Source organism: Microcella sp. (assembly GCF_025808395.1).
In the GTDB taxonomy this organism is placed as follows: domain Bacteria; phylum Actinomycetota; class Actinomycetes; order Actinomycetales; family Microbacteriaceae; genus Microcella.
On sequence record NZ_CP075524.1, the window covers coordinates 1,164,757 to 1,191,059 of the forward strand.

Here is a 26,303-nt window from a genome sequence, read left to right on the forward strand (position 1 = left end):
CGCCTACATTCTGAAGAGGCCGAAGGCCGGGTCGGGCAGCGGTGTTCGGCTGCAGAGGTCGAGGGCCAAGCCGAGCACGGTGCGTGTGTCTGCGGGGTCGATGATGCCGTCGTCCCACAATCGGGCGGTGGAGTAGTAGGGGTTGCCCTGCGACTCGTACTGCTCTCGGATGGGCTTCTCGAACGCAGCCTGCTCGTCGGCCGACCACTCGTCGCCGAGCTGCTCACGGCGCACCGTCGAGAGCACCTTGGCTGCCTGCTGCCCGCCCATGACCGAGATGCGGGCATTCGGCCACATCCACAAGAATCGCGGTGAATACGCTCGACCGCACATCGAGTAGTTGCCGGCGCCGAACGAGCCGCCGATGACGACGGTGAGCTTCGGCACTCGCGTGGTCGCGACGGCGGTCACCATCTTCGCTCCGTGCTTGGCGATGCCGCCCGCCTCGGCATCGCGGCCCACCATGAAGCCCGAGATGTTCTGCAGAAACAGCAGCGGAATGCCGCGCTGATCGCACAGTTCGATGAAGTGCGCACCCTTCTGCGCCGACTCGCTGAACAGCACGCCATTGTTCGCGACGATGCCGACGGGGTGGCCGTGGATGCTCGCGAACCCTGTGACGAGCGTGGCGCCGTAGTCGGCCTTGAACTCGTGCAGCTCGCTCGCATCGACGAGCCGAGCGATGACCTCTCGCACGTCGTACGCGGTCTCGACCTCGGTCGGAATCACGTCGTAGAGCTCTGACTCGGGCACCGCGGGTTCGCGGCTCTCGCCGACCCGCCAGGCGGGGTCGGCCGGTGGGGGCAGGGTCGCGACGATGTCTCGCACGATCTCGAGCGCGTGCGCGTCGTCGTCGGCGAGGTGGTCGACGACCCCGCTCGTGCGGGCGTGCAGCTCGCCCCCGCCCAGCTCTTCGGCCGAGACCACTTCGCCGATGGCCGCCTTGACGAGCGGGGGGCCGCCCAGAAAGATCGTGCCCTGCCCTCGCACGATGACGGTCTCGTCGCTCATGGCGGGCACATAGGCGCCGCCCGCCGTGCACGAGCCCATGACTGACGCGATCTGCGCCACTCCGGCCGCCGACATGCGCGCCTGGTTGTAGAAGATGCGCCCGAAGTGGTCTCGATCGGGAAAGACCTCGTCTTGCATCGGCAGAAAGGCGCCACCCGAGTCGACCAGATAGACGCACGGCAGTCGATTCTCGAGGGCGATCTCTTGGGCCCTCAGGTGCTTCTTGACGGTCATCGGAAAGTATGTGCCGCCCTTGACGGTCGCATCGTTGCTGATGACGAGCACCGCACGGCCTTCCACCATGCCGATGCCCGCGATGAGGCCGGCACCAGGGGCCTCATCGTCATACAGGCCGGTCGCCGCCAAGGGCGCGATCTCGAGAAACGGCGAGCCCTCGTCGAGCAGGCGGTCGATGCGCTCGCGCGGCAGCAGCTTTCCGCGAGCCACGTGACGCTCGCGCGAGCGCTCGGGGCCGCCGAGTGCGGCCAGGGCCAGTCGCTCGCGCAGGTCGGCGACGAGACCGCGCATGGCCTCGGCGTTGCGCTCGGCCGTCTCGGGCAGCCCCGCTGTCGAGCTGAGAGTGTGCACGTCTACTCCTTGAAGAGGGTGGTCACGGTCGGCTAGAGCACTGCCAGCGCCGACGCGGGGTCGTTCAGCAGTCCACCGACGTCGGTGAGCAGTCGTGCCCCCTGCTCGCCGTCGGCGAGACGATGGTCGAACGACAGACTCAGCGTCATGACGTCGCGCAGTGCCACCTCTCCCTCGAATTCCCACGGCTGACGCCGCACCGCCCCGACGGCGAGAATGCCGGCCTCGCCCGGGTTGAGTATCGGGGTTCCGGCATCGACGCCGAACACACCGATGTTGCTGATCGTGAAGGTGCTGCCCGTCAACTGCTCGGGTGTGAGCTGTGCCGCGCGAGCGGCCGCTGCGAGCTCGGCGATAGCCTCGGTCATCGCCGGCACTGACAGTCGCTCTGCGGCCGCGATGTGCGGCACCATGAGCCCGCGCTCGGTCGCGACCGCGATGCCGAGGGCGACGCTGCCGAACTGCACGATCTCGCCCGCCTCGTCATCCCAGCGAGAGTTCAGCTCTGGCGTTCTGTCGAGCGCCCAGCAGACTGCCTTCGAGATGAGGCCGAGCATCGACGCTCGGTGGCCCGACGCGGTGAGTCTGCCGATCAACTGAGTCGACCGAGTGACGTCGACGGTCAGAAACTCGGTGACGTGAGGCGCCGTGAAGGCGCTCGCGACCATCGCCGAGGCGGTCGCCTTGCGCACCCCGCGAATCGGTATCCGCGTCTCGCCGGCCGCCACCGTCGCCTGATCGGATGCCCTTCCGGCGCTCTCGTCGGCCGCTCGAGTGACGTCGGCGCGCACGATCACGCCGCCCTCGCCCGAGCCCCGCAGCGTCGTGAGGTCGACGCCCAGCTCGTGCGCGAGCTTGCGCACCGGCGGTGCCGCGAGCGCGAGAGCGCTGCCCGCACCAGAGCGAGCCGCACCCGCGTGCTGCTCTGCGCTCGGTCGTGTCGAGAAGGTGCGCGCCTTGCGCTGCGGCCGCACTCCCGTCTCGACCTTCGGCCCGTACCCCACCAGCACGGCAGTGCGTTGCGCCGGCAATGCTGCGTCAGCAGGGTCGTCAACGCCCGCCGGGTCTTCACCGGCCGTCGGGTCTTCACCGGCTACTGTGTGGTCGCCGGGCGGTGCGTCTGCTGCGGCGTCGACGGGGCCGTCGACCTCGAATCGCACGATCGCCGAGCCGACTGCCACGGTGCTGCCGGGCTCGGCGAGCAGGTCGACCACCACTCCGGCGACGGGCGACGGCAGCTGCACGACCGCCTTGGCCGTCTCGACGTCGGCGATGTTCTGGTTCAGCGTCACCGTGTCTCCGGGCGAGACGTGCCATTCGACCAGTTCAGACTCGGTGAGCCCCTCGCCGAGGTCGGGCATGCGAAACTCTCTGATCGTCATGACGCACTCCACCCCGTCAACGAGTTCTCTCTGCCCATGACGCGGTCGACGGCGTCGAGAATGCGGTCGAGATCGGGCAAGAAGTGCTCTTCGAGGCGAGCCGCCGGGTATGGCACGTCGAAACCGGTGACTCGTGCTGGTGGCGCTTCGAGGTGGTAGAAGCATCGGTCGGTAATCGCCGTCGCGATCTCTGCGCCGAGGCCGCCGAACTCTTGCGCTTCGTGCGCGATCACGAGTCGGCCCGTCTTGCGCACGCTCGCCTCGACGGTGTCGAGATCGAGCGGCGACAGACTGCGCAGGTCGATCACCTCGAGAGACAGCCCGTCGTCGACCGCCGCCGCTGCCGCATCGATCGCGGTGGCCACGAGCGGGCCGTAGGTGACCACCGTCGCATCGGCACCCTCGAGCACGACGCGCGCGAGGTCCATCGGATACTGTGCATCTTCGTCGACCTCGGCCTTCGTCCAGTAGCGCCTCTTGGGCTCGAAGAACAGCACCGGGTCGTCGCAGGCGATCGCCTGACGAATCATCGTGTGGGCGTCTTGCGGAGTCGAGCAGGTGACGACCCGCAAGCCTGAGGTGTGGGTGAAGTAGCCCTCAGGAGACTCGGAGTGGTGCTCGACGGCGCCGATGCCTCCGCCATACGGAACCCTGATCGTCAGCGGCATCGTCACCGCGCCCCGCGTGCGGTAGTGCAGCTTCGCCGCCTGCGCCACGATCTGATCGAATGCGGGGTAGATGAAGCCGTCGAACTGAATCTCGCAGACCGGTCGATAGCCGCGGTAGGCCATGCCGATGGCCATGCCGATGATGGCCGACTCGGCGAGCGGAGTGTCGATGACCCGCCGGGGCCCGAAGTCGCTCTGCAGGCCGTCGGTGACCCTGAACACTCCCCCGAGCCGGCCGATGTCTTCACCCATGATCACCACGCGGTCGTCGTCGGCGAGTGCGCGACGAAGACCCGAGCCGATCGCGTTCGCCAGGCTGAGCTGCGCCATCACCGCTCACCCGCCGTCGTGCTGCCGTGGTCATCGCCGATCGAGGCGAGGTAGGCCGAGTACTGCGCTCGCTGGCGAGAGATCGCCCGGTGCGGTTCGGCGTAGACGTGATCGAACATGTCGAGCGGCCGGGGATCGTCGAGCTCGAGGCACCCCCGCCGAAAACGCGCCGCGACTTCGTCGACTCGCGCCGCGATCGAAGCGGCGAGGTCGTCGGTGAGAACACCCGCCTGGCGCAGGTGCGATTCGACGCGCTCGATCGGGTCTTGCGCCGCCCACTCGGCACGCTGCGCTGGGTCGACGTAGCGGCTCGGGTCGTCAGAGGTCGTGTGCGGGCCCATGCGATAGGTGACCGCCTCGATGAACGTCGGCCCGCCCCCCGCACGCGCTCGCTCGAGAGCATGCCGTGTCACCGCCATGACCGCGAGCACATCGTTGCCGTCGACGCGCACACTCGGAATGCCGAACCCCGGAGCGCGTTCGGCGATCGGTCGCTGCGCCTGCAGCGTGACCGGCTCAGAGATCGCCCACTGGTTGTTCTGGCAGAAGAAGATCAGCGGTGCCGCGAACGAGGCGGCGAACACCATCGCCTCGTTGACGTCGCCGACACTCGTGGCACCGTCGCCGAAATAGGTGACGGTCACCGAGTCGACGCCGTCATGCGCACAGGCGACGGCGTGCCCCATGGCGTGCAGCGTCTGCGCACCGATGACGATCGACGGTGTTGCCATGCCGACCTCGAAGGGGTTCCAGCCCGACTGGGCCGTGCCCCTCCACACCCGCAGCAGGTCGGGCAGCTCGACGCCGCGGCAGTAGGCGACGGCGTGCTCTCGATAGCTCGAGAAGACGAAGTCGTCAGCGCGCAGGGTGCGCGCAGAACCGATCTGCGCCGCCTCTTGGCCGAGCAGCGGCGGCCACAGCCCGAGCTCGCCCTGACGCTGCAGCGACGTGGCCTCGGCATCGAGCCGGCGCACCACGAGCATGTCTTCGTAGAGGCTCGCGAGCTCGTCACCCGTGATGTCGGCGACGAAGGGGTCGAACTCATCGTTCGGCACGCGCTCGCCGTCTGGGTCGAGAAGCCTGACGAGATCGAGCGGTCGGGGGTCGAGTGGTGACTCTGGGCGCACTCTGTCGGCGCGCCGCTTGTCGAACACGGTGGTGGGCACAACGTTCTCCGATCTGCCCGTCTGCGGCTTGTAACCGACCGCGGGCGACCTTGACAGCTGCAGCGGGTGAGCCGCGTGCTGTCACCGAGCATCGTTGCTCGGCTTCCTCGACGGTAGTCAGGCGGGCTGGTCAGCACAAGGTCGACGCGCTGTGAATCGCGATGACGACACACGGCATACTGGGCTCACACCCGAGAGATTCGGAGAACATCCCCATGGCAATGACGCCTGACAGCGACGCGATCATCATCGGCGCCGGGCTCTCTGGGCTCGTCGCCGCCGCCGAGCTGGTCGAGGCAGGCAAGCGCGTCACGATCATCGATCAAGAACCCGAGGCGACGTTCGGCGGCCAGGCCTGGTGGTCGTTCGGCGGGCTGTTTCTGGTCGACAGCCCCGAGCAGCGCCGCATGGGCATTCGCGATTCGCTCGACCTGGCGCGCAGCGACTGGGCAGGAACCGCGGCCTTCGACCGCGACGACGACGTGCACGCGCGAGCGTGGGCCGAGACCTACGTCGAGTGGGCCGCGGGCGAGAAGCGCGAGTGGCTGCGGCACAAGGGCGTGCGCTTTTTTCCCGTGGTGGGCTGGGCTGAGCGCGGCGGCGACAGCGCCACACGGCACGGCAACTCGGTTCCCCGCTTCCACATCGTGTGGGGCACCGGCCCCGCGATTCTCGAGCCGTTCATCGCGACGGTGCGCCGGGGGGTGGATGCCGGCCTCGTCACCCTGCTCTTCCGTCACCGGGCCGACGCCCTCACCGTGGTCGACGGCAGCGTGGTCGGCGTGAGCGGCAGCGTGCTCGCCCCCGACGACGCAGAGCGTGGTGAGCCCTCGAACCGGGAGGTCGTCGGCGAGTTCGCCCTCGAGGCGGCCGCCGTCGTCATGGCGAGCGGCGGCATCGGGGGAAATCACGAGCTCGTGCGCGCCGCGTGGCCCGAGCGACTCGGCACACCGCCCACGACGATGGTGAGCGGCGTGCCGGCGCACGTCGACGGCCGAGGCCTCGGCATCGCCGACGCCGCCGGCGCACGGCTGGTCAACGGCGACCGCATGTGGCACTACGTCGAGGGCATCCAGAATCACAGCCCCGTGTGGGCGAAGCACGGAATCCGCATCTTGCCAGGGCCGTCGAGCCTGTGGCTCGACGCCACGGGCCGCCGACTTCCTCCGCCGCTGTTTCCTGGTTTCGACACTCTCGGCACGCTCGCCCATCTGCGCACCACGGGCCACGACCACAGCTGGTTCGTGCTGACGCAGTCGATCATCGAGAAAGAGTTCGCGCTCAGCGGCAGCGAGCAGAACCCCGACCTCACAGGCCGCAGCGTGCGCGAACTGCTGCGGCAGCGGCTCGGCAAGGGCGCCACCGGCCCGGTCGAGGCATTCAAGGAGAAGGGCGTCGACTTCATCGTGGCCGACACCGTCGACGAGCTCGTCGCGCGCATGGCCGCTCTCGAACCGGGTGCCCCGCTCGACGCCGCGCGCGTGCGCGACGAGATCGCCGCTCGCGATCGCATGCTCGACAACGAGTTCGGCAAAGACGCCCAGCTCACCGCCATCCATGGCGCCCGGCAGTACCGCGGCGACAAACTGATCCGCGTCGCATCACCGCACCGGCTCACCGACCCGAAGCGCGGCCCGCTCATCGCCGTTCGATTGCACGTGCTCACCCGCAAGAGCCTCGGCGGCATTCAGACCGACCTCGACTCTCGCGCGCTCGGCCACGACGGAGCCCCACTGCCCGGGCTCTATGCGGTCGGCGAGGCGGCCGGCTTCGGCGGGGGCGGTGTGCACGGCTACCGCTCGCTCGAAGGCACCTTCTTGGGCGGCTGCATGCACACCGGCCTGCGAGCGGGCCGCGCGATCGCGAGGCTCTAGCGCTCAGCCGCCGAGAGTCCAGGCCGACTGCTTGATGAGCACGTGCCCCCGGGTGGTGCTCAACCGCAACCACGGCCCCGCTGCATACTGCTGCACGGCGTCGTCGCCGAGAAAGCCGAGAGCCTCGAGTGCAAAGGCAGCGCCCGCCGGCACGTGAGCGGCGTCGGGCAGCGGCCGACCCCACACCTCGCTGCGCACGCGGTGCACGATCTGCTCGCCGGTTCCCTCAGGAATCGCAGCGGCAACCTCGTCGATACCGGCTCGTGCGGCCGCCGAGAACATCGACGCGCTCAGGTCTGCCATGCGCTGCCAGCCCCCGCGGGGCGGCGTGATGCCCGCCCACACGATGGTGCTCACGCTCGCTGGCGCGCGCAGCTCGACCGGGCCGTCGTCGAGCAACTCGAGAGCGGCATCCACCCTCGCCTGCAGCGAGCGCACCGGAACCACCGCATCGAAGCCGCCAGCGCTCAGAGCGAAGGTGCGCAAGCCGAGCACGGTCGGGCCGCGGTCGAGCAGACCGCGAGGCGTCAGCACCGCCGCATAGACGGCGAGCACGCCGCTGTCGGCGACGAGTCGCACGGCTGCGGCGTCGTCGAGCCGCACGGCGCGACCGAGCAGCACCGAGAGATCGTTGGCGGCGGCACGGGAGGTGAGGGTGAACGTCTCGTTCATCGCTCTTTAGACTACGCGTGTGACCGAAGCTTCTCGTGACCCCGTCTCAGACATGCTCGCCGCCCTCACCTTGACCGATGCAGGCGTGCGCACTCGCGAAGACATCTTCACGGCGCCGAGCCTCTGGACCCCGCAGCGCCGGGTCTTCGGTGGCCAAGTAGCCGCGCAAGCGGTGCTCGCGGCGATGCGCACGGTCGAACCCGATCGCTTCATCCACTCGATGCACGGCTACTTCTTGCGCCCGGGCGACGACGAGCAGCCCATCACCTTCTCGGTCGACCGCATTCACGACGGCCGATCGTTCTCGGCGCGCCGCACGCAGGCCTACCAGAACGGCGAGCCCATCCTGTCGATGATCGCGAGTTTTCAAGATGTCGACCCCGGGCTCGACCACCAGGCGTCGATGCCGACCGGCATTCCCGACCCCGACGATGTTCCGAGCGCGAAAGACGTCTTGGGCTCGATCGACCACCCGGTGGCGCAGTACTGGGCGAACAACCGGCCGTTCGATCTGCGACACGTGGATGCTCCGCTCTACTTCATGCCCGGTTCAGAGCCGAAGGCGCAGCAGGCCGTCTGGTTGCGCTGCATGAGCCGCCTGCCCGACGACGAGAACCTGCACCGCGCGGCCCTCGCCTATGCGAGCGACTACACGATTCTCGAGCCGATTCTGCGGCGGCACGGCCACACCTGGGCGACTCCGGGGCTCAAGATGGCGAGTCTCGACCACGCCATGTGGTGGCACCGCTTCGCCCGCGTCGACGAGTGGCTGCTCTACGTGCAAGAGTCGCCCACCGCGATCGGCGGCCGAGGGCTCTCGCAGGGTCGCATCTTCACGCGCGACGGGGTGCACGTGGCGACCGTCGCGCAAGAGGGCATGGTGCGTGTGCCGTCCAGCACCGGCTGACCGGCCTCTCGGTCAGTGGTCGTGCTCGACCTGCCACAGCGGAAACGGGTCGACGTAGGTAGCCCACTCCATCGGGCCAGCGATGAGCTCGCCATCGTTGAGCAGCGCGGCACCGAGGCAGTTCGTCAGGCGCCGGGCATCCAGCGTCGATCCGATGAAGGCGATCTCTTGCCCGCTCGGTGTCTCAGGATCATCGCTCATCATGGCCGTGGGATCGAGCGAGAAGCTTCCGCCCACAGTCGACCATGAGCCCACGCGGCTCGGTCGACTGGCCAAGCGCACCAGGCCTCGAGACCGCCAGATCGTTCCTACAACCTCTGGCCTCAGGCACTCGGCGACGACGTGGGCGAGTCGCGCTGGGTGAAAAGGGCGGGGGTCACGAAAGACCACCGTCGAGATGCCGTCGGGGGCCTGCAGTCTGGTGCCATTGAGGGCGAGCATCCACCCCTGAGCCCGACCAAGATCATCGACAGGCGGCCGCACGACAGAGCGGAGCCGCTCGAGCGTCACCGCCCTCACATCGTCGACCGCGACGACGGCAGCACGGGGATTGAGAGCGTGCGCGATCTCGACGGCGAGTCTCGCATCGGGATCGACGACGACGATCATGGTCGCGTACTCGAGCCTGGTTGCCACGGCATCGAGCTCTGCGGGGTCGGCGGGGCGATCAGGGTCTACGAGGGGCACAAACTCGCTCGGGTCGACAACAGTGATCACGTCACGCAGATGCACTGGCGGCAGTGAGGGGTGACGCTGGGCGAAGAGTGCCAGCAGGGTGAGCCCGAGCTGCTGAGGGTCGATGGCTGCATCGACTCCGACAGCGATGGCCCCCCGGGTGCCAGCGCGCGCGGCTGCGTCGATCGTGTCGACCAGTGCCTCGGCGACGTCATGACCGCCTTGCTGCGGGTCAGAGTAGCTATCGGCGGCACCGACGCACCATTGCTCGCCGCCGAGCGACCGCATGAGCAGTGAGCGATGCTGCTCGGCTGCCCCTGTCACCAGGGTTACGAAGAGGGGTTCAGCGTGGGGGCTCACGGTGTGGCTCGCTCTCTAGGGTACGGTGTTATTGATAACCATACTCATTAAGCGAAGGGGCAGTTCTGTGAAAGTGCGCAACTCGATCAAGAACCTCAAGAAGATTCCGGGTGCACAGGTCGTACGTCGCCGTGGCCGGGTCTTCGTGATCAATAAGTCGAACCCGCGCTTCAAGGCCCGGCAGGGCTAAGTTGCCCGACCAGGGTGCGCGCCTCAACCGCGAAAGACGACCGGCGGCTCGATGTAGGGCTGCCAGGCAGCACGAGCGTCATCGCTCACACGGCGAGGCTCGCCGCTCGCGCGATCGACGAGCACGAGTGTCGTCGACGCTCGTGTGTACAGCGTGCGCTCGCCATCGACGACGGCGCTGAAGATCTCGTATGAGATCTCGAGGCTCGCCCCGCCGAGCCGACCGATCCACAACTCGACATCGAGCGGCTCGCGAAGATAGGGAATCGGCACGAGGTACTCGATGCGCTGAGCGGCCACGAGGGTGACCGTCGGCGAGCCGGGCCCGGTGTCGAGCACGGCGGTCGGAGCAGCAGAACCGGGCACGCTCCAGAACGCCGCGATACGCGCCTCTTCGAGCAGGGTCAGCATGCGTGCATTGTTGACGTGGCCGTAAGCATCGAGGTCGCTCCAGCGCAGGGGTACCGCTACGTGCAGTCGCACCTCAGTCGCGCGTGAGCTTGCGGTAGGCAGAGCGATGAGGCTTGGCCGCCTCTGGCCCGAGCCGCTCGATCTTGTTCGCCTCGTACGACTCGAAGTTGCCCTCGAACCAGTGCCAGTAGCTCGGGTTCTCGTCGGTGCCCTCATAGGCGAGGATGTGGGTGGCGATTCGGTCGAGGAACCACCGATCGTGCGTGATGACCACGGCGCAGCCGGGATACTCGAGCAGAGCGTTCTCGAGGCTGCCGAGCGTCTCGACATCGAGGTCGTTCGTCGGCTCGTCGAGCAGCAGCAGGTTGCCGCCCTGCTTGAGAGTGAGCGCAAGGTTCAGGCGATTGCGCTCACCGCCAGACAGCACGCCGGCCTTCTTCTGCTGGTCTGGGCCCTTGAAGCCGAACTGCGACACGTAGGCGCGAGACGGAATCTCGGTCTTGCCGACCTGAATGTAGTCGAGGCCGTCGCTCACGACCTCCCACAGCGTCTTGTTCGGGTCGATGCCGCCTCGACTCTGGTCGACATACGAGATGTCGACGGTCTCACCGATCTTCAGGGTTCCGCCGTCGAGCTCTTCGAGCCCGACGATCGTTTTGAAGAGGGTGGTCTTGCCCACGCCGTTGGGCCCGATGATGCCGACGATGCCGTTGCGCGGCAGAGTGAACGACAGACCGTCGATGAGCACACGATCGCCGAAGCCCTTCTTGAGCTTGGTCGCCTCGATCACCTGCGCCCCGAGGCGCGGGCCGACTGGGATGACGATCTCTTCGAAGTCGAGCTTGCGCGTCTTCTCTGCCTCAGCCGCCATCTCTTCATAGCGGGCGAGGCGCGCTTTCGACTTGGCTTGCCGACCCTTCGCGTTCGAGCGCACCCACTCGAGCTCGCTCTCGAGTCGCTTGGCGAGCTTGGCGTCTTTCTTGCCCTGCACCTGCAGGCGAGCAGCCTTCTTCTCGAGGTAGGTCGAGTAGTTGCCCTCGTAGGGGTAAAGCCGACCGCGGTCGACCTCGGCGATCCACTCGGCGACGTGGTCGAGAAAGTACCGGTCGTGGGTGATCGCGATCACAGCGCCTGGGTACTTCTGCAGGTGCTGCTCGAGCCACAGCACGCTCTCGGCGTCGAGGTGGTTGGTGGGCTCGTCGAGCAGCAGCAGGTCGGGCTTCTCGAGCAGCAGCTTGCACAGAGCCACGCGGCGCTTCTCTCCGCCCGAGAGGTGCGTCACCAGTTCGTCTCCGGGAGGGCAGCGGAGGGCATCCATCGCCTGCTCGAGCTGCGAGTCGAGATCCCACCCATTCTGCGCATCGAGCTCTTCCTGGAGCGATCCCATCTCGGCCAGTAGAGCATCGAAGTCGGCGTCTGGGTCGGCCATCGCTGCCGAGATCTCGTTGAATCGGTGCAGCTTGTCGGCCAGCTCGCGCACGCCCTCTTGCACGTTCTCGAGCACCGTCTTCGACTCGTCGAGCTCGGGCTCTTGCATGAGGATGCCGACGGTGTAGCCGGGGCTCAGCCGCGCTTCGCCGTTCGACGGGGTGTCGAGGCCCGCCATGATCTTGATGATCGTCGATTTTCCGGCACCGTTCGGGCCGACCATGCCGATCTTCGCGCCCGGGAAGAACGACATCGTGACGTCATCGAGAATGAGCTTGTCACCGACCGCCTTGCGGGCGCGCACCATGGTGTAAATGAATTCGGCCATGCCTACCAGTCTATGGAGAGCGTGCGCCCCACCAGACACCGCCCCGTGCCCAGCACGTCGGCGAGCTGCGAGGTGAGAACCGCCCCCTTCACCTGCCCGATCAGGCATTGGCCGTCGATCTGCACGGCAAACAAGATCGAGTCAGCCAGCTGCCCGGTCGGGGTGACGTCGGCAGTCACTTCCATCGCGGACTTGTCGAAACCGCCCGCCGCGAGTGCATCGACGATCATGGCGCTCGACGGAGTGGGGTTCTGCTCGAGCAGGCCCTCGACGACGAACTCGAAGTAGGGGCGATTCTGACCGGCGGTGCCGCCCTCGATGAGCTCAGGGTCAGCAGTGCGCGTCGGTGACGGCGCGGGCTCGGTCGTCGCGGTGGGTGCGGGCGGTTCGGACTCGGCGGTGCAGCCAGCGAGCAGGAGGGCGCACGCCACGACGACTGGGAGAAAGACCCGGGCGATAGTGAGCTGCATGACACCTCTTCTCGAGAGCTCGAACCTGCGCCCGATGAGTCTACGGTCGTCAGCGCGATCGCCCGCGCACACAGGCTTCACAGGCTTCATTCGCATTGCGAACACCGTGCACTGTAACCGCTTGCGCCCCGTGAGCGCCTTCGCCATCATTCTTGTAACGGAACAGTGCGAGTGACGATCGGGGGATCGTCGGGGGTCGCAACCGATACCGGTAGTTCTGCGTCGTTCGGGTCGACTCAGAGCTCCTCACAGTACGGTCGTTCCTGGTCTCTTCGGGTGAGACCAGGAACGACCGGCTGTCGTTTCGGCGAGGTGAACGTTCTGAGAGCCGCCTTCACCGGCGGTGTCGACCGAAGGCGAGAACCCGAGATGACCGTGCGTGAAGCGCTCGGAGGCCCGTGGGCGACCCACTGGCTCATCTGGGTCGGCCTCTTCGTGCCGACCTCCCTGCTGGTGCTGCTGCGCGAGTTGGCCACGCCGTTTCCTGAACCCTGGTGGCCGCTCGTCTCTGCCGTCGTGCAGCACCTCGTCGTCGGGGCGATCGTGATCGGTGTCGGAGCCGTGGCGCGACGGCGGTATGCGCTGCTGCCCCTCGCGCTCGTCGCCGCACTGTGGATTACCGCTGCGGTCGTGCGAGGAGTCGTGGGCGGGGCTCTTGCCGCCGGAGTCGCGGGCGTGGAGCCGGAATTCGCCCTGCGGTCGTTGACCTGGATCGTCGGCACCGTGGTCTGGATTCCGGTGGTCGTCTACACCGTCGCACAGGTCGACCGGCGCCGACTGCTGCTGGGCGCCTTCGAGACTGAGCAGTCGTTGCTCGAGAAGCAGCGCTCTCGCGCCAACGAGACCGGCCAAGAGATCAGTCGTTCATTGAGCTCGGCCGTGCGAAAGACGCTCGAGCCCGCACTGAAAGAACTCGTCACCAGCCTGGAGTCGTCTCGTGAGAACATGGGCCCTCGCGCGGTCGCCGAGCTCAGTCTGCGCATCTCTCAACTGCACGATCGCACGTCTGACCTGCTGGAGCCGACGACTGACGACGCTCTGCGGCGTCGCCCCCCGCGGGCCAGCGTGAGGCGGGCCTTCGACGTTCCGGTTCCGCAGCCGTGGCTGCTCGCCGCTCTCGTGACGACCGCGACCCTCTCGGTGATTCTTCCCGAGGCCCGGCGGGTGTTCGGTGAGCTCGCCGCTCTCGAGGTCGTGGTCTCTTCGGTGGCCGCCGGGCTCGTCATCGGCCTCGTGCCCTGGCTGGCTGCACGGTTCGCCTCCGAGTCGTTCGAGGCGAGAGGGCAAGGCATCACCGCTTCGGCCTGCGTCGTCGCCATTCTCGTGGCGGCATACCTCATGCTCAACAGTGGAATCGACCCCATCACGACGAACGGTCTGCTCATCGTTCCCCTGCTCGCCATCAGTCTGACGCTCGCTTGCGTCACCTTCGTCGCCGCCATCAACCTCGCGAACGTCAACATCATCACCGAGCAGCAGTTGCGCGACCTGCGCAACCAGGGTGCTGTCGAGCGTGAAGCCCACGACGAACTCACCGAACGTGAACGTCAACGCCTTGCCGACCTGCTGCACGGGCCCGTGCAAGGACGGCTCGCGGCCTGCGTCATGGCACTCAACTTCAGCGCAGCCGACGGAGTCAGCGCAGAACGCACCCACGAACTGGTCGACTCGGTGCTACAGCACCTTCGCGCCGTGGCTCGAGACCTGACGTCGATCGCCGCCGCCGACTCGCCTCCCACCCCCGAAGGGGGGTAGCCGACCGCCGACCTTCTTCGTCGAGAAGCTCTCGTCGCGCCTACACTGGGGCGCATGGCCACGCCCGAAGGGTCTCAGGCATCAGTGCTGATCGCTGATGATGACCCTCTCGTGCGCCGCGTGCTGCGCTACGCCCTCGAGTCGCGGGGTTATCTAGTGACGGAGGCGCTCGACGTCGCCGAGGTCGTCTCCGCAGCGGCGACCTGTGAGCCTGACCTCGTGGTGCTCGACATCAACATGCCGGGAGGCACGGTGCACGAGGCGATCAGCGCACTTCGTTCACGGCACCCCGGTATGCCCATTCTGGTCTTGAGCGGCGAGACTGCACCCACTCTCGACATCGACTCCCCCGTCACCGACTTCGCCCAGAAGCCCATCGACCTCGACGACCTCTTCTCTCGAGTCGAGCGCCTGCTCGAGGCGGGCGCCCAGGTGTAGCAATGAACTCGGTGCCCGGGCCGACGCACGACGGCCTTCGTTCGCTCGCCACTGCATTCGCCGTCAGTGTGCACTCTCACCCGCACGCGGCCTTCATGCTCGATCTCGACGGTCGGTTCATCTCGGTGAACCCCGAGCTGTGCCGCCGATTGCAGACCACTGAGAGCGAACTGCTGGGTCGCACCTTTCACCACACCGTCGAGCCTCATGACCTCACCTTCGTGCTCGAGCACTTCGAGCGGGCACGCGACGGCGAGTCTGTGGAGTACGAGGCCACCGGAACCCGGCCAGACTCCACGATCTTTCTCGCCCGAGTCACGAACTACCCGGTGCGCATCGACGGTGAGATCGTGGCCGTCGTGGGCATCGCCGTCGATGTGTCTCACCAGCACGACGAACTCACTCGACGCAGGGCGAGCGAAGATCTGCTGCGCTTGGCCGGGCGCCTGGCCCACTTCGGCGGGTGGTCTGTCGACGCGGTCTCGAGACGCGTGATGCTGACCGACGGCGCGCTGCGCATGTTCGGATTCGCCGATCTCGACGAGTACACCAACGAACCCCAGTGGAGCCCCCACGCTCCTGAAGACCGCGCCCGCTTCACCCAGCTGCTGCAGCGATGCCTGACAGACGGCGATGCGTTCGACATCGAGTCGAACATGATCGCCCGCGATGGCTCGCGCTTGCGCGTGCACACCATCGGCGAGGCCGAACGTGACGAGTCGGGTGCGATCGTTCGGGCGCACGGCGCCGTGTGGGACGTCACCGAGTATGCGATCGAGCGCGAGAGGGCGCGCTACCTCGATGAGCGCCTCTCGGCATCGCTGACCGCGATCTCTGACGGGCTCATGTTTCTCGACACCGACTGGAAGGTGAGCTTCGTCAACCCCACTGCCGAGCAGCTGCTCGGCAGATCGCACACCGAGTTCATGGGGCATGGCCTGTGGCAGCTATACCCCAATACCCTCAATACCGACTTCGAACGGGCCTTCCGCGAGGCCGAACGTTCCCGCAATCGCGTGATTCATCGAGAGTGGGTCGAGTTGACGCGACGCTGGGTCGACGTCACGATCTACCCGATCGACACCGGTCTGGTCGTGCACCTGCGCGACACGACCGACGATGTGGCGGCCCGCCAGCGCGAAGACGAGCATGAGCGCCAGCTGCAGCAGCAGGCTGCGCTGCTCGACATCTCGCGCGACGCCATCGTCGTGCGCGGGCTCGATGATCGCGTGCAGTACTGGAATCGCGCAGCGGCCGAGCTCTACGGCTGGCCCGCGGCGGAGGCGGTCGGGCAGTTGATCACCGATCTCATCTACCACGACCCCATCGAGATGCGCACGTTCACGGCAGAAGTGCTGCGAGAGAGCTACTGGGCCGGCGAACTCGAGCAGCGCACCCGATCGGGCGCGACCATCATCGCCGATTGCCGCTGGCAGCTCTTGAACGACGAGGCAGGCCGGCCCCGCGCCATTCTCTGCGTCAACACCGACATCACGGCATACCGCAAAGAGCAAGAGGCGCGGGCACACGGGCAGCGCATGGAGAGCCTCGGCACTCTGGCTGGCGGCATAGCCCATGACCTCAACAACGTGCTCACTCCGGTGCTCATGTCGATTCAGCTGCTCGCACTCGACGAGTCAGACGAGCAGCGCCTCGAGCTGCTGTCGACGGTCGAGACCTCGGTCAAGCGCGGCGCCACGATGATCAAGCAGGTTCTGGCGTTCGCTCGCGGCCTGGAGGGCCGTCGCGAGCCGATCGACATGGATGCTCTGCTCGACGACCTCGCTGCCTATGCGATCGACGCCCTGCCGTCGAGCATCACCGTCGATGTGAGCAGGCCTGAGGCATTGCCCGACTCGACCGGCGATGTCACGCAGCTCATGCAGGTGCTCGTCAACCTGGTGGTCAACGCGCGTGATGCAATGCCCGACGGCGGTCGGCTTCGCATCACGGCCGAGGTCGAGCGGCTCGACGAGGCGGTGAACTCGGTGAGCCACGATGCACAGCCTGGCGACTACGTGGTCATCGCGGTCGAGGATGACGGGGCCGGCATGCCCCCCGACGTCGTGACGCGGGTCTTCGAGCCGTTCTTCACGACGAAAGAGACGGGCCATGGCACCGGGCTCGGGCTCTCGACGGCCCTCGCGATCGTGCGGAGCCACGGAGGGTTCATGCAGGTCTACAGCGAGCTCGGTCACGGCACCCGGTTTCGAGTGGGCATGCCGCTCGCGGCGAAGTCGAGCCGGCCGCGACCCGAGCCGACGAATGAGCGACCGTTGCCGCGCGGCAACGGTGAACTCGTGCTGGTCGTCGACGACGAACCGGCCATTCGACAGGTGGCGTGCCGCACGCTCGAGATGCATGGCTATCGGGCCGCGAGTGCCGCGAACGGTCGCGAGGCGATCGACTTCATCGAGTCTGGCGGCGACCGCGTCGATCTCGTGCTCACCGACCTCATGATGCCGGTGATGGATGGTGCCGCGACGACGGCCTACCTAGAGGACCACCATCCCGAGATTCCGATCATCGCCGCGAGCGGTCTCGCCGCGAACGGTGACCCCGGTCGCTCGATCGGGCTGGGCGTCGCACGGTTTCTGCCGAAGCCCTACACGACGAGCCTGCTGCTGACGACGCTGCACGATACTCTGCTCGAGCGATCAGTGCGCGGAACGGAGAGTGAATGATGCCGACCGAGAACCGTGCTCTGCGCGTCGTCGTCGCAGACGACGACGCGTTCACGCTCTCGCTCGTCAGCGGCGGCCTCGAAGCGAAGGGCTTCGCCGTGACCGTCGCGACCTCGGTGGCACAGGCCCTCGAGGCAGTCAAGGCGATCGATCCGCATGCGGTGGTCAGCGACCTCAACTTCGGCACGGCAGAGACCGGTTCAGATCTGCTGCAGTTCGTCGCGCGCGAATACCCCTGGGTGGGTCTCGTCGTGCTGACGTCGCATCGTTCGCCCGAACTCGCCGTGGCCAACCCCGAGAAGATTCCGCGCAGCGCGGTCTACCTGGTGAAGTCGCAACTCACGCGCATCGATGATCTCGCTGACGCAGTGAATCGCGCCATCAGCGGCAGCGATGGAGCCGACGACATGCTGGTGGAGAGTGAAGACGGGGTTCCGACGGTGACCGCAGCGCAAGCTGAAGTGCTGCGGCTGCTGGCGTCCGGTGCGTCGACGCGAGCACTCGCCGAAGCCCGCGGAACCACACCGCGGGCCGTCGAGACGATGCTGCACAGGCTGTTCGTCGCACTCGGCCTCGACACGAGCGAGAACGCGAACCCCCGCGTCGCCGCCGTGACGATGTGGCAGCGCGGGGGAATCCGCGTTCGCTGAGGTCGACGCCGAGCACATCTAGAACGGAGTCGAGCCGCCCACCGCGACGAGCTCGTCGGCATCGGCTGATGACGAGTCGTCGAGCTCGGTCGGAAGCTCAGCCTCTGCCGCGCCCGTGATCGCCGTGTCGCCCGATTCGGTGTCAGGCTTGGCGGCGATGACGCTTCGAGTGAAGGTGGCACGACCCCAACTGAGGTCATGACCGAGCGCTTCGGCATCGATCTCGATCGAGGTGCCGTTCTTCTCACCGCTCTCCCAGTCGCGAATGCGCACGCGGCCGGTGACGATGACGCGCTGCCCTTTCTCGATCGACGAGGCGGCGTGCACGCCGAGCTGCCGAAAGGCGGTGATCGTGTACCAGTTGGTGTCGCCGTCGACCCAGGCGTTCTGCCCTCGATCGAAGCGACGCTGGTTCGAGGCGAGCCGGAACGAGGTGATCGCGAGACCTTCGCTTGTGACGATGTGGCGCGGTTGGGTGGCGACCAGCCCGGTGAGGGTGATGGTGTCGGTCATGGAGTCCTCCTGACGAATCGATGTCGGTGGGCGCCGACGGTTCGTGCCGGAGATCGCCGGCGCCCGCGGAGGAGCATGCTCGACGCACCGCCTCGCGAGCGGCGAGCATCCCGTTTCGGGGACGACCTTGATCGGCCCAGGCGGTGGGGAGGAGGCCTCGTCAGTGAGCGCTGAACTCCGGGCGCTCGGCACCCGGACCGAGCGCGGCGTGCAGCGCGCTCTTCGCCGCCTCGAGCGTCGCGAACGGCCCGCGCTCGGCGTCGGCGCCGAGCAGTCGAACGCGAAACCCGGGTTCAGCTCGATGAATGGTTCCGACGGTGCCCGCGCTGCCGCGTGCTACCCACGTCGTCGTACCGGTGGTCATGCTCATGAGAGATTCCTCCTCGTCAGGCGAGACACAAGCGGTGCTCTGACGACGCTACGCCGACAGCGCCGCGCTGTCGAGGGGGCGTGGATGCTCTCAGGAAGCCTTGACGTACGGCGCGTACGACGCCCGAATCTTGTTGACTTTCGGCAGCGCCACGGCCAGGCAGTAGCCCTGCCCCGGGTTCTTGGCGAAGAAGTCTTGGTGGTAGTCCTCGGCGATGTAGTAGGTCGAGAGCGGCGAGATCTCGGTGACGATGCCGCCCTCCCAGTAATCGGAGGCACGGTCGCGCGCCGCTTCGAACAGCGCCTTCTGCTCGTCGTCTGCGTAGAACATGGCCGAGCGGTACTGCGTGCCGACATCGTTTCCTTGCCGGTTCAGCTGCCGGGGGTCGTGCAGCGTGAAGAAGACATCGAGAATCACGTCGGCAGGGATGACGTCGGGGTCGAAGGTGACCGCCACGGCTTCGGCATGACCGGTCGAGCCGGTGCACACGAGCTCGTAGGAGGGGTTCTCGACGTGCCCGCCCGTGTAGCCAGACACGACATCGTGCACGCCGTCGAGCACGCGGTAGACCGCGTCGAGGCACCAGAAGCAGCCGCCGGCCAGGTGAAAGGTTCGCATGGCCGAATCTTAGGGCCGGGAGGCGTGTGCGAGCCGAGTACCAGCCGGTCGTACGCTGGTCACATGGCCAACACCCACGACCCCTACGTCGCCGCTGACGACCGATACGAGCGTCTCGAGTATGCGCGCGTCGGGCGCAGCGGTCTCAGACTGCCGCGCATCTCTCTCGGCCTGTGGAACAACTTCGGCGACGACCGACCGATCGAGACGCAGCGCGCGATTCTGCGTCGAGCGTTCGACCGCGGTGTGACCCACTTCGATCTGGCCAACAACTACGGCCCGCCGGCGGGCAGTGCTGAAGAGAACGCGGGCGCGATCATCGCCCACGACTTCGCGCCGTACCGCGACGAGCTCATCATCTCGACCAAGGCCGGCTACTACATGTGGCCGGGGCCGTACGGCGAGTGGGGTTCGCGCAAGTACCTGTTGAGCTCGCTCGACGCGAGCCTCAAGCGACTGCGCCTCGACTATGTCGACATCTTCTATTCGCACCGACCCGACCCCGAGACTCCCCTCGAAGAGACCATGGGAGCACTCGCGACAGCGGTCACGAGCGGCAAGGCGCTCTACGCCGGGGTCTCGAACTACAGCGCTGAGCAGACGCGCGAGGCGCACCGCATCATGCGCGAGCTCGGGGTGCCTCTCGTCATTCACCAGCCTCGGTACAACATGTTCGATCGGCGCATGGAGGAGGGGCTGCTGGATGCCCTCGCTGAGCTCGAACTGGGCAGCATCGTGTTCTCTCCGCTCGCTCAAGGCTTGCTCACCGCTCGCTACCTCGACGGCATTCCCGCCGATTCGCGCGCGGCCGAGGGTCGCTGGATCAGCAGCGAGAACATCGATGACGTCTACCTGAGCCGAGCGCGAGCGCTGCACGCGATCGCCGAGGCTCGCGGTCAGTCGCTCGCGCAGCTCGCTCTGCTGTGGGTTCTGCGCCATCCACAGGTGACCAGCGCGCTCATCGGTGCGAGCAGTGTGCGGCAGCTCGACAACAGTCTCGACGCGCTCGACGGGCCGCCCTTGTCGCACGATGAGCTCGCGGCGATCGAACCGCACGCCGTGCACGGCACCGGCACCCGCTAGCCGACCGTGGGATACCTCTATGCCCTTCTCGCTGCCCTGCTGTTCGGCGCGAACGGCTCTGTCACCAAGCTCACCATGGAGGCGGGGCTGAGCCCTGCTCAGGTGACCGAGTTCAGACTCGTCGGCACGGCACTCATCGCGGGGCTCGTGCTGCTCGTGCTCGACCGCCGAGCCTTCCGTCTGCCGCGCTCGCAGTGGCCGGTCATGATCGTGCTCGGCGTGTTCGGCGTGGCGCTGCTGCAGGCCACCTACGCCGCCGCCGTGCAGCTGCTGCCCGTCGGCATCGCCCTGCTGCTCGAATACACAGCGGTGCTCATGGTGGCCCTCGTGGCCTTCTTCATTCTGAAAGAGCCGGTCAAGGCCCGACTGTGGGTGGCGATCGCGTTCGTGCTCGTCGGGCTCGCCGTCGTCGCGCAGGTCTGGGCGAGCACACTCGACGCGCTCGGCGTGGTGCTCGCCCTGGCCGCGGCGGTGTGCCTGGCACTGTATTTTCTCGTGGGCGAGCGGCAGGTCGCGCGTATCTCGCCTCTCGCGGTGTCGTTCTGGACGATGTCGATCGCCGCGGTCTTCTGGTCGTTCGTCAGCGGCTGGTGGGAGCTATCGCCCTCGATCTTCGCCGAACCCGTCGACATCGGGGGCGCCAACGCCGTGCTCGAGGTTCCGATGGTGCTGCCCCTGGCCTGGAACATCGTCATGGGCTCGTTCGCGCCGTTCTTGCTGAGCCTCGCGGCGCTCAGGCACCTTCCGGCGACGGCCGCGGGCATCGTGGCGTCGAGCGAGGTGGTGTTCGCCTTCGCGGTGGCGTGGCTATGGCTCGGCGAGGTGCTCGACCTGGTGCAGATCATCGGCGCCGCCATCGTGCTTGCAGGCATCATCCTGGCGCAGTCGGCGCGCGTGTCGAAGACGGTCGTCGATGCAGACCTCGCACTCAATACAGGCCCTATCACAACCGTGAGTCAGCCGGAAGGGTCAGAGGTCCGCTAGGTTCTACCCCCTTTTGGGGGGTACTCTGCCCTCTATGAACTGGGGGAACGAGTTTCTAGCGTGGCTGGCAACAGACGCGGGGTGGCGCGTGATGTCGGGTGCCGTCATTCCGGCTGTCGCCATCGTGGTCGCCGGCGTCATCGCCGCGGTGATCGCGAAGGGTGCGGTTCGCCGCCTCATCGCGCTGCATCGACAGGATGCCCTCGCCGCGGCCGTGAGCGGCTTCGTGCTCGCGGGCCGCAAGTCGGCCCACTGGCACGAGCTCGGCGAGGTCGAGCGGGTGCAACTCGAGCACCTCATCGCCGAGAGCGAGACGCGCATCAGGCTGCTGCCCATCGCCGGGTCGGGGCTCGCGGCCACATGGGCCTCTCACCAGCTCGAGTCGATGAAGCGCGACTCGTCTGGTTTTCGCTTTCAAGCGCTGCAGACCCTCGGCGACTACCGCGATCGGCTCATCGAGTGGAGCCAGAAACCCCGCTCGGCCAAGAAGCTCTTCGGCGCCGACCTCGAGCAGTGGTCGATCGACGCATCGAACGAGTACCGGCCGAGCAGCCCGATCGACGGCGCGCCGGTGAGCGAGCCGGAGTCTGCCTGGGTCTCGTCACCTGGCACGACCGACGACCGCACGACGCTGACTCCCGAGCCGCCGAGCTCTGTCGCCGTGCACACGGGCACGATGCCCCTCATCATCACGCACCCTCGACCGGCGAGCAGCGTGCGAGAGAGAGTGCTGCCCGGCTCGGTGTGACGCCGAGACCGCGCTCGAGCATCCTGTCGGCGCGGTGTGCTCAGCCGACCCGGCTGGCGCTCAGTGCGTGGCCTCGTAGGCGCGACGCGACCACATCGACACGTGGTGATGCATCTCGGCGATGAGGGGTTCGTGCTCGGGCTTCATGAGCACGCTGCGCATGATGCGGGCTCGCTCGGCATCGTGCTCGAGCTCGATGCCGCGCGCCTGCAGCTGCGCAGGGGTCACCACATAGGTGGCGAGGTGCGTCTGCTGCGGCCTCGTCGTGTCGGCGGCCATCTCGAAGATCGCCTGACTGACACGGTCGAGCTCTGACATGCGCTGCACGCGCGGCAGATAGGTGATGATGTCGAGCTGAGGGCGCTGGTACGGCTGCAGGATGTCGCTCTCGGCGATGAGCCCGTGCCAGGTCTGCGCCGCACGATAGCCGGGCAGCACGATCGCCCCGAGACCCTGCCTCGTCAGAGGGAACACCTTGAGCGTCGCCCACAGCGCAGCTGCACTCGCCCCCGCTCGCGAGCACTCGAGCTGAATCTCGCCGAAGTGCCGCTCGGTGCTCGCGAAGTAGGTGTAGGGCGACTCGTGGTGGTAGAAGCGCAAGATCGACTGGTCGTTGAACAGCACCGCCCCGCAGCCGTAGGGCTGCAGGCCGTGCTTGTGCGGGTCGACGACGACAGAGTCTGCCTGCGCGATGGCGCGAAAATGCCGCGCGGTCTCAGGGTCGAGCTCGTCGGCGATGATGGTGAAGAACCCGCCATAGGCCGTGTCGACGTGCACGCGCGCCCCGTGCTCGCGAGCGAGCGGAATGATGTCGGCGAGCGGGTCGACCGCCCCGAGCCCGGTCGTGCCGAGGGTGGCGACCACGACGCCGATGCGCCCCGTGGCGAGCTCGCGCTCGAGGGCGTCGAGGCTCATGCGGCCGTCGGCCTCGGTCGCGATGCCCACGGTGTCGATGCCGAGCACCTCGCCCATGCGCGAATGCGTGTAGTGGGCATCAGTCGAATGGGCGATCGCCTTGCCGGGCGCGATCTCGCGACTCACCCAGAGAGCCTCGAGATTGGCCGTCGTGCCGCTCCAGGTCAAATGGCCCATGTAGTCGGCGGGGTAGCCGAACATGGCGGCGAGCTGGTCGAGCACCTCGTGCTCCATGACGGTGGTGGCGCGGCTCGCGTCGATCGAGTGGTTGTTGGGGTTCAGCTGCATCGTCGCGACATAGGCGGCGACCGCAACCGGGTGCGGGGGCTTGAGCATCTGCCCGGCGTACTGCGGGTGGAAGTACGGAAAGTCGGCGTCGAGGCGCTCGACGAGCTCGCCGAGCACGGCGTGCACCTGGTCGGGGTCGACATGCTGACTCTCGTGCACCTCCCACTCGCCGAAAGTGGCTTTGAGATCGGTGATGCCCTGAATCGGCTGCGGTAACAGCTCGCTCAACGACACGGCTCGCTTCTGGCTCACGCCGCACTCCTTTGTGAGGATGGTTGTGCAGGCGAGTCTACCGCCGGGTCGTTCGGGGGCGTATGACTCTGAAGCACCACGAGATTCACTCCAGTGCCCTCGGCAGGAATCGAACCTGCGACCAAGAGATTAGAAGGCTCCTGCTCTATCCGCTGAGCTACGAGGGCTGGCTGATCAAGGGTACCGGAGCAGGTTCTCGGGTGACCCCCAGAGAAGCCCGCCACGCTGAGCGGAGTCGAGAGGGGCATCCATTGGTCGATCGCATTCTGGGCGTGTACAACGCCGACGGCGGCATCGTCGGCGAGCTGCGGTACATCATCGGCCACGCGCTGGGCACCGTCAGCTGCGCACTGTGCGACATCACCCACTCACCCGTGCGGCGCAAGCGCGAGTGGGACGCGTTCGTGGCAGCGCTCGGCATACCCGTCGACCTTCGGCACCTCAACGAGCTCGATGATCGCGAGCAGGCCGCGGTGGGCTCGAGCGCGCCCGTCGTGCTCGTCGAGCACGGCGGAGTGCTCGAACCGCTGCTCGACGCCGCCCAGCTCGAGGCGCTCGACGGCTCGGTCAGCGCATTCGAGGTGGCCGTTCGCGCAGCGCTCGCCGACCTCAGTCGAGGCTCTGCGCCAGCGCCGTGAGCAGTCGAGGCAGCGTGGGAACGCCGCTCGCGCGCAGCACCTCTGCCCCCTCGGCGTCGAAGATGATCGTCGTCGGCGTGCTCGTGATCTCGAGGTCTGCCGCGAGTTCTTGGTGAAAGGCGACATCGCGCTCGGTCACCTCGAGGGCCGGCACGAGCCGCTGCGCCTCGGCGACCACCTCGCGCGCCCGGTGGCAGGGTTCGCAGAAGGCTGAGGTGTAGAGGTCGAGTCGCACCGTTCCAGCGTAGGCGAGTGGGGTCTGAGCGCCTCGATAGACTTGCTCAGTGAGTTCAACGACCGACCGCCTCGTCTGGATCGACTGCGAGATGACGGGGCTCGATCTGTCGGTCGACGACCTCATCGAAGTGGCGGTGGTCATCACCGACTACGAGCTCGAGCCCGTGCATCCGGGCTTCCAGATCGTCATCGCTCCCACCGAGGCGGGCCTCGCGAACATGGGCGAGTTCGTCACCGAGATGCACAAGTCGAGCGGGCTGCTCGACGAGCTCGCCGCCGGTGTCGCCATGGCAGACGCCGAGCAGCAGGTGCTCGCCTACATCACCGAGCACGTGCCGACCGCCGGGCAGGCGCCGCTCGCGGGCAACACCATCGGCACCGATCGCGCGTTCATCGCGAAGCACATGCCGCGCGTCGACGCCCACCTGCACTACCGGTCGGTCGACGTCTCGAGCATCAAAGAACTCGTGCGCAGGTGGTTTCCGCGCGTCTACTTCAACGCCCCGGCGAAGAACGGCGGGCACCGCGCCCTCGCCGACATTCTCGAGTCGATTCGCGAGCTCGACTACTACCGCAGAGCCGGGTTCGTCGATGACCCGGGGCCGAGCTCAGACGACGCGCAGCTCATCGCCACTGAGGTCGTTGCGAAGTGGGAGTCTCGGCTGTAATAGACTGTCGTGTCGGCTCTCGCAAGAGAGCCAGCATGGTGGGTATAGCTCAGCTGGCAGAGCGCCTGGTTGTGGTCCAGGAGGTCGCGGGTTCAAGCCCCGTTACTCACCCCAAGTTGTGCGTCACCTCACGAGTCATCGGCCTGTACTGCGGGCGTCTTCAGCAATGACCGGCAGACTGAAGACGTGACTCCCCCGACGACGGCCGCGCCGAGGCTTGACGAGAAGCTCGCCGAGCAGCCCCTGCACGCCGCCGAAGTGCCGTGGACGACCGTCGTCTGGAACGACCCCGTCAACCTCATGAGCTACGTCTCGTGGGTCTTCCGCCGACACTTCGGCATGGATGCTCGCACGGCCGAGCACGCCATGATGCAGGTGCACAACGAGGGTCGGGCAGTCGTGGCCGAAGGCAACCGCGAGCACATGGAGCGTCACGTCGAGGCCATGCACGAGTACGGGTTGTGGGCCACCGTCGAGAAGGCGCCGCAGTGAAGATCGCGCTGCCTGAGGCGGCGAGCGCCGAGGTCTGCACGGTGACGGTCGAACCCACCGAGGCGCGCATTCTGGTCTCGCTCGCCGACCAGCTGCAAGTGCTGCTCGCCGGCTCGCTCGAGCCGGGCGCCGACCTCGACACCGCTGTTCGTCGCCTGCTGCCCGATGCCTATCGCGCCGACCCCGAGCTCGCCGACGAGTGGAAGCGGCTCAGTCGCCGAGGGCTCGTCGACCGCAAGATCGGCTTCGCCCGCACCCTCTCGACCGCGCTCGCCCCCATCGTCGACGCTGAGACGGCGGTCGACGTGGCGTTGACGACCGAGGGGGCCCTCGACTGGGTGCGCGGCATCGCCGACCTGCGGCTCGTCATCGCCGACCGCATGGGCATCGTCGTCGACGGCGACGAGGGCACCTTCGCAGAGCCGGGGCTGCGCGAACTCTTCGAGCTGCTCGCCTGGATGCAAGACGGGCTCGTGCACGCGCTCGACACGGCTGACTCGACGTGAGGCCG

At 67.2% G+C, this 26,303-nt stretch carries 28 protein-coding genes and 2 tRNA genes; 15 read left to right on the forward strand and 15 right to left on the reverse strand.

Annotated elements, in window-relative coordinates; genetic code table 11:
- Nucleotides 1-3: 3 nt before the first annotated feature.
- The 4 genes from KIT89_RS05745 to pdhA all read right to left on the reverse strand — a co-directional run bounded on the left by KIT89_RS05745 (nt 4) and on the right by pdhA (nt 5,106).
- The gene (locus tag KIT89_RS05745; RefSeq protein WP_297603919.1) at nt 4-1,539 is read right to left on the reverse strand and encodes a carboxyl transferase domain-containing protein; all 1,536 of its coding nucleotides are present in this window, start codon (nt 1,537-1,539) and stop codon (nt 4-6) included.
- A gap of 92 nt (nt 1,540-1,631) precedes the next feature.
- Nucleotides 1,632-2,981 carry a dihydrolipoamide acetyltransferase family protein gene (locus tag KIT89_RS05750; RefSeq protein WP_297603669.1) on the reverse strand — a complete coding sequence of 450 codons (1,350 nt, stop codon included), beginning with the start codon at nt 2,979-2,981 and terminating at the stop codon, nt 1,632-1,634.
- Nucleotides 2,978-3,979: an alpha-ketoacid dehydrogenase subunit beta gene (locus KIT89_RS05755; RefSeq protein ID WP_297603670.1), complete on the reverse strand. Its 1,002-nt coding sequence runs from the start codon at nt 3,977-3,979 to the stop codon at nt 2,978-2,980. The genes KIT89_RS05750 and KIT89_RS05755 overlap by 4 nt, the downstream gene beginning before the upstream one ends.
- On the reverse strand, nt 3,979-5,106 hold the full coding sequence (gene pdhA, locus KIT89_RS05760) for a pyruvate dehydrogenase (acetyl-transferring) E1 component subunit alpha (protein ID WP_297603920.1): 1,128 nt from the start codon (nt 5,104-5,106) through the stop codon (nt 3,979-3,981). The genes KIT89_RS05755 and pdhA overlap by 1 nt, the downstream gene beginning before the upstream one ends.
- Nucleotides 5,107-5,366: 260 nt before the next feature.
- On the opposite strand from pdhA, the gene KIT89_RS05765 reads away from it, so the two are divergent.
- A complete protein-coding gene (locus KIT89_RS05765; protein WP_297603921.1) occupies nt 5,367-7,019 on the forward strand; it encodes an FAD-binding dehydrogenase in 1,653 nt (550 codons plus the stop codon).
- Between the two features lie 3 nt (nt 7,020-7,022).
- Here KIT89_RS05765 and KIT89_RS05770 read toward each other — a convergent pair whose 3' ends face one another.
- Nucleotides 7,023-7,691: a hypothetical protein gene (locus tag KIT89_RS05770; protein WP_297603671.1), complete on the reverse strand. Its 669-nt coding sequence runs from the start codon at nt 7,689-7,691 to the stop codon at nt 7,023-7,025.
- A gap of 52 nt (nt 7,692-7,743) precedes the next feature.
- Between KIT89_RS05770 and KIT89_RS05775 the strand changes: the two genes are divergently transcribed.
- Nucleotides 7,744-8,598 carry an acyl-CoA thioesterase II gene (locus tag KIT89_RS05775; protein WP_297603922.1) on the forward strand — a complete coding sequence of 285 codons (855 nt, stop codon included), beginning with the start codon at nt 7,744-7,746 and terminating at the stop codon, nt 8,596-8,598.
- A 12-nt stretch (nt 8,599-8,610) separates the two neighbouring features.
- Here the strand turns inward: KIT89_RS05775 and KIT89_RS05780 are convergent, their stop codons facing one another.
- Complete coding sequence (locus KIT89_RS05780; RefSeq protein WP_297603672.1) at nt 8,611-9,633, reverse strand: GTP-binding protein; 1,023 nt, start codon at nt 9,631-9,633, stop codon at nt 8,611-8,613.
- Nucleotides 9,634-9,700: 67 nt separating this feature from the next.
- Between KIT89_RS05780 and ykgO the strand changes: the two genes are divergently transcribed.
- The gene (gene ykgO / locus KIT89_RS05785) at nt 9,701-9,823 is read left to right on the forward strand and encodes a type B 50S ribosomal protein L36 (protein WP_297603673.1); all 123 of its coding nucleotides are present in this window, start codon (nt 9,701-9,703) and stop codon (nt 9,821-9,823) included.
- Between the two features lie 23 nt (nt 9,824-9,846).
- On the opposite strand, the gene KIT89_RS05790 is transcribed toward ykgO, so the two are convergent.
- The 3 genes from KIT89_RS05790 to KIT89_RS05800 are packed head-to-tail and all read right to left on the reverse strand — an operon-like array spanning nt 9,847 to nt 12,459.
- Nucleotides 9,847-10,305, reverse strand: a complete 459-nt coding sequence (locus KIT89_RS05790; RefSeq protein WP_297603674.1) for a thioesterase family protein — start codon at nt 10,303-10,305, stop codon at nt 9,847-9,849.
- A gap of 1 nt (nt 10,306) precedes the next feature.
- Nucleotides 10,307-11,989, reverse strand: a complete 1,683-nt coding sequence (gene ettA, locus KIT89_RS05795; protein WP_297603675.1) for an energy-dependent translational throttle protein EttA — start codon at nt 11,987-11,989, stop codon at nt 10,307-10,309.
- A gap of 2 nt (nt 11,990-11,991) precedes the next feature.
- Complete coding sequence (locus KIT89_RS05800) at nt 11,992-12,459, reverse strand: hypothetical protein (RefSeq protein WP_297603676.1); 468 nt, start codon at nt 12,457-12,459, stop codon at nt 11,992-11,994.
- A 369-nt stretch (nt 12,460-12,828) separates the two neighbouring features.
- Here KIT89_RS05800 and KIT89_RS05805 point away from each other — a divergent pair, with 369 nt between their 5' ends.
- Genes KIT89_RS05805 through KIT89_RS05820 form a run of 4 tightly spaced genes read left to right on the forward strand, consistent with a single transcriptional unit; the run spans nt 12,829 to nt 17,986 of the window.
- On the forward strand, nt 12,829-14,214 hold the full coding sequence (locus tag KIT89_RS05805) for a hypothetical protein (RefSeq protein WP_297603677.1): 1,386 nt from the start codon (nt 12,829-12,831) through the stop codon (nt 14,212-14,214).
- Between the two features lie 54 nt (nt 14,215-14,268).
- Nucleotides 14,269-14,652: a response regulator gene (locus KIT89_RS05810; protein WP_297603678.1), complete on the forward strand. Its 384-nt coding sequence runs from the start codon at nt 14,269-14,271 to the stop codon at nt 14,650-14,652.
- A gap of 2 nt (nt 14,653-14,654) precedes the next feature.
- Complete coding sequence (locus KIT89_RS05815) at nt 14,655-17,336, forward strand: PAS domain S-box protein (RefSeq protein WP_297603679.1); 2,682 nt, start codon at nt 14,655-14,657, stop codon at nt 17,334-17,336.
- Nucleotides 17,333-17,986, forward strand: a complete 654-nt coding sequence (locus KIT89_RS05820; protein ID WP_297603680.1) for a response regulator — start codon at nt 17,333-17,335, stop codon at nt 17,984-17,986. The genes KIT89_RS05815 and KIT89_RS05820 overlap by 4 nt, the downstream gene beginning before the upstream one ends.
- Nucleotides 17,987-18,004: 18 nt before the next feature.
- Here KIT89_RS05820 and KIT89_RS05825 read toward each other — a convergent pair whose 3' ends face one another.
- The 3 genes from KIT89_RS05825 to msrA all read right to left on the reverse strand — a co-directional run bounded on the left by KIT89_RS05825 (nt 18,005) and on the right by msrA (nt 19,487).
- Nucleotides 18,005-18,499, reverse strand: a complete 495-nt coding sequence (locus tag KIT89_RS05825; RefSeq protein WP_297603681.1) for a single-stranded DNA-binding protein — start codon at nt 18,497-18,499, stop codon at nt 18,005-18,007.
- A gap of 160 nt (nt 18,500-18,659) precedes the next feature.
- Nucleotides 18,660-18,869 (reverse strand): methyltransferase, encoded by a 210-nt coding sequence (locus tag KIT89_RS05830; protein ID WP_297603682.1) that lies wholly within the window; start codon nt 18,867-18,869, stop codon nt 18,660-18,662.
- Between the two features lie 90 nt (nt 18,870-18,959).
- Complete coding sequence (msrA, locus tag KIT89_RS05835; protein WP_297603683.1) at nt 18,960-19,487, reverse strand: peptide-methionine (S)-S-oxide reductase MsrA; 528 nt, start codon at nt 19,485-19,487, stop codon at nt 18,960-18,962.
- A 63-nt stretch (nt 19,488-19,550) separates the two neighbouring features.
- On the opposite strand from msrA, the gene KIT89_RS05840 reads away from it, so the two are divergent.
- From KIT89_RS05840 to KIT89_RS05850, 3 genes are read left to right on the forward strand one after another with little or no spacing between them, the layout of a single operon-like run.
- Nucleotides 19,551-20,570: an aldo/keto reductase gene (locus tag KIT89_RS05840; protein ID WP_297603684.1), complete on the forward strand. Its 1,020-nt coding sequence runs from the start codon at nt 19,551-19,553 to the stop codon at nt 20,568-20,570.
- Nucleotides 20,571-20,576: 6 nt separating this feature from the next.
- On the forward strand, nt 20,577-21,554 hold the full coding sequence (locus KIT89_RS05845; RefSeq protein WP_297603685.1) for an EamA family transporter: 978 nt from the start codon (nt 20,577-20,579) through the stop codon (nt 21,552-21,554).
- Between the two features lie 34 nt (nt 21,555-21,588).
- Nucleotides 21,589-22,302: a hypothetical protein gene (locus KIT89_RS05850; protein ID WP_297603686.1), complete on the forward strand. Its 714-nt coding sequence runs from the start codon at nt 21,589-21,591 to the stop codon at nt 22,300-22,302.
- 60 nt (nt 22,303-22,362) lie between these two features.
- Here KIT89_RS05850 and KIT89_RS05855 read toward each other — a convergent pair whose 3' ends face one another.
- Nucleotides 22,363-23,757 carry an aminotransferase class V-fold PLP-dependent enzyme gene (locus KIT89_RS05855; protein WP_297603687.1) on the reverse strand — a complete coding sequence of 465 codons (1,395 nt, stop codon included), beginning with the start codon at nt 23,755-23,757 and terminating at the stop codon, nt 22,363-22,365.
- 94 nt (nt 23,758-23,851) lie between these two features.
- Nucleotides 23,852-23,924: transfer RNA gene (locus tag KIT89_RS05860), tRNA-Arg, on the reverse strand.
- Between the two features lie 33 nt (nt 23,925-23,957).
- Between KIT89_RS05860 and KIT89_RS05865 the strand changes: the two genes are divergently transcribed.
- On the forward strand, nt 23,958-24,395 hold the full coding sequence (locus KIT89_RS05865) for a hypothetical protein (RefSeq protein ID WP_297603688.1): 438 nt from the start codon (nt 23,958-23,960) through the stop codon (nt 24,393-24,395).
- On the opposite strand, the gene KIT89_RS05870 is transcribed toward KIT89_RS05865, so the two are convergent.
- Nucleotides 24,367-24,630: a thioredoxin family protein gene (locus KIT89_RS05870; RefSeq protein WP_297603689.1), complete on the reverse strand. Its 264-nt coding sequence runs from the start codon at nt 24,628-24,630 to the stop codon at nt 24,367-24,369. The two genes, KIT89_RS05865 and KIT89_RS05870, sit on opposite strands and share 29 nt — an antisense overlap.
- Nucleotides 24,631-24,679: 49 nt before the next feature.
- Here KIT89_RS05870 and orn point away from each other — a divergent pair, with 49 nt between their 5' ends.
- The 4 genes from orn (at nt 24,680) to KIT89_RS05890 (ending at nt 26,298) form a co-directional block, all read left to right on the forward strand.
- Nucleotides 24,680-25,300, forward strand: a complete 621-nt coding sequence (orn, locus tag KIT89_RS05875) for an oligoribonuclease (RefSeq protein ID WP_297603690.1) — start codon at nt 24,680-24,682, stop codon at nt 25,298-25,300.
- Between the two features lie 38 nt (nt 25,301-25,338).
- A tRNA-His gene (locus tag KIT89_RS05880) sits at nt 25,339-25,414 on the forward strand.
- A gap of 129 nt (nt 25,415-25,543) precedes the next feature.
- On the forward strand, nt 25,544-25,792 hold the full coding sequence (clpS, locus tag KIT89_RS05885; RefSeq protein ID WP_297603923.1) for an ATP-dependent Clp protease adapter ClpS: 249 nt from the start codon (nt 25,544-25,546) through the stop codon (nt 25,790-25,792).
- Complete coding sequence (locus tag KIT89_RS05890; RefSeq protein ID WP_297603691.1) at nt 25,789-26,298, forward strand: DUF2017 family protein; 510 nt, start codon at nt 25,789-25,791, stop codon at nt 26,296-26,298. The genes clpS and KIT89_RS05890 overlap by 4 nt, the downstream gene beginning before the upstream one ends.
- The last annotated feature ends 5 nt before the right edge of the window (nt 26,299-26,303 follow it).

Coding starts and splice junctions, on each gene's coding strand:
- ettA (WP_297603675.1), bottom strand. CDS start 11,989: ATGGCCGAATTCATTTACACCATGGTGCGCGCCCGCAAGGCGGTCGGT.
- KIT89_RS05750 (WP_297603669.1), bottom strand. CDS start 2,981: ATGACGATCAGAGAGTTTCGCATGCCCGACCTCGGCGAGGGGCTCACC.
- KIT89_RS05800 (WP_297603676.1), bottom strand. CDS start 12,459: ATGCAGCTCACTATCGCCCGGGTCTTTCTCCCAGTCGTCGTGGCGTGC.
- KIT89_RS05840 (WP_297603684.1), top strand. CDS start 19,551: ATGGCCAACACCCACGACCCCTACGTCGCCGCTGACGACCGATACGAG.
- KIT89_RS05770 (WP_297603671.1), bottom strand. CDS start 7,691: ATGAACGAGACGTTCACCCTCACCTCCCGTGCCGCCGCCAACGATCTC.
- KIT89_RS05830 (WP_297603682.1), bottom strand. CDS start 18,869: ATGAGCATGACCACCGGTACGACGACGTGGGTAGCACGCGGCAGCGCG.
- KIT89_RS05805 (WP_297603677.1), top strand. CDS start 12,829: ATGACCGTGCGTGAAGCGCTCGGAGGCCCGTGGGCGACCCACTGGCTC.
- msrA (WP_297603683.1), bottom strand. CDS start 19,487: ATGCGAACCTTTCACCTGGCCGGCGGCTGCTTCTGGTGCCTCGACGCG.
- KIT89_RS05755 (WP_297603670.1), bottom strand. CDS start 3,979: ATGGCGCAGCTCAGCCTGGCGAACGCGATCGGCTCGGGTCTTCGTCGC.
- KIT89_RS05825 (WP_297603681.1), bottom strand. CDS start 18,499: ATGACCGACACCATCACCCTCACCGGGCTGGTCGCCACCCAACCGCGC.
- KIT89_RS05745 (WP_297603919.1), bottom strand. CDS start 1,539: ATGCGCGGTCTCGTCGCCGACCTGCGCGAGCGACTGGCCCTGGCCGCA.
- KIT89_RS05820 (WP_297603680.1), top strand. CDS start 17,333: ATGATGCCGACCGAGAACCGTGCTCTGCGCGTCGTCGTCGCAGACGAC.
- KIT89_RS05765 (WP_297603921.1), top strand. CDS start 5,367: ATGACGCCTGACAGCGACGCGATCATCATCGGCGCCGGGCTCTCTGGG.
- KIT89_RS05815 (WP_297603679.1), top strand. CDS start 14,655: ATGAACTCGGTGCCCGGGCCGACGCACGACGGCCTTCGTTCGCTCGCC.
- KIT89_RS05810 (WP_297603678.1), top strand. CDS start 14,269: ATGGCCACGCCCGAAGGGTCTCAGGCATCAGTGCTGATCGCTGATGAT.
- KIT89_RS05775 (WP_297603922.1), top strand. CDS start 7,744: ATGCTCGCCGCCCTCACCTTGACCGATGCAGGCGTGCGCACTCGCGAA.
- KIT89_RS05850 (WP_297603686.1), top strand. CDS start 21,589: ATGAACTGGGGGAACGAGTTTCTAGCGTGGCTGGCAACAGACGCGGGG.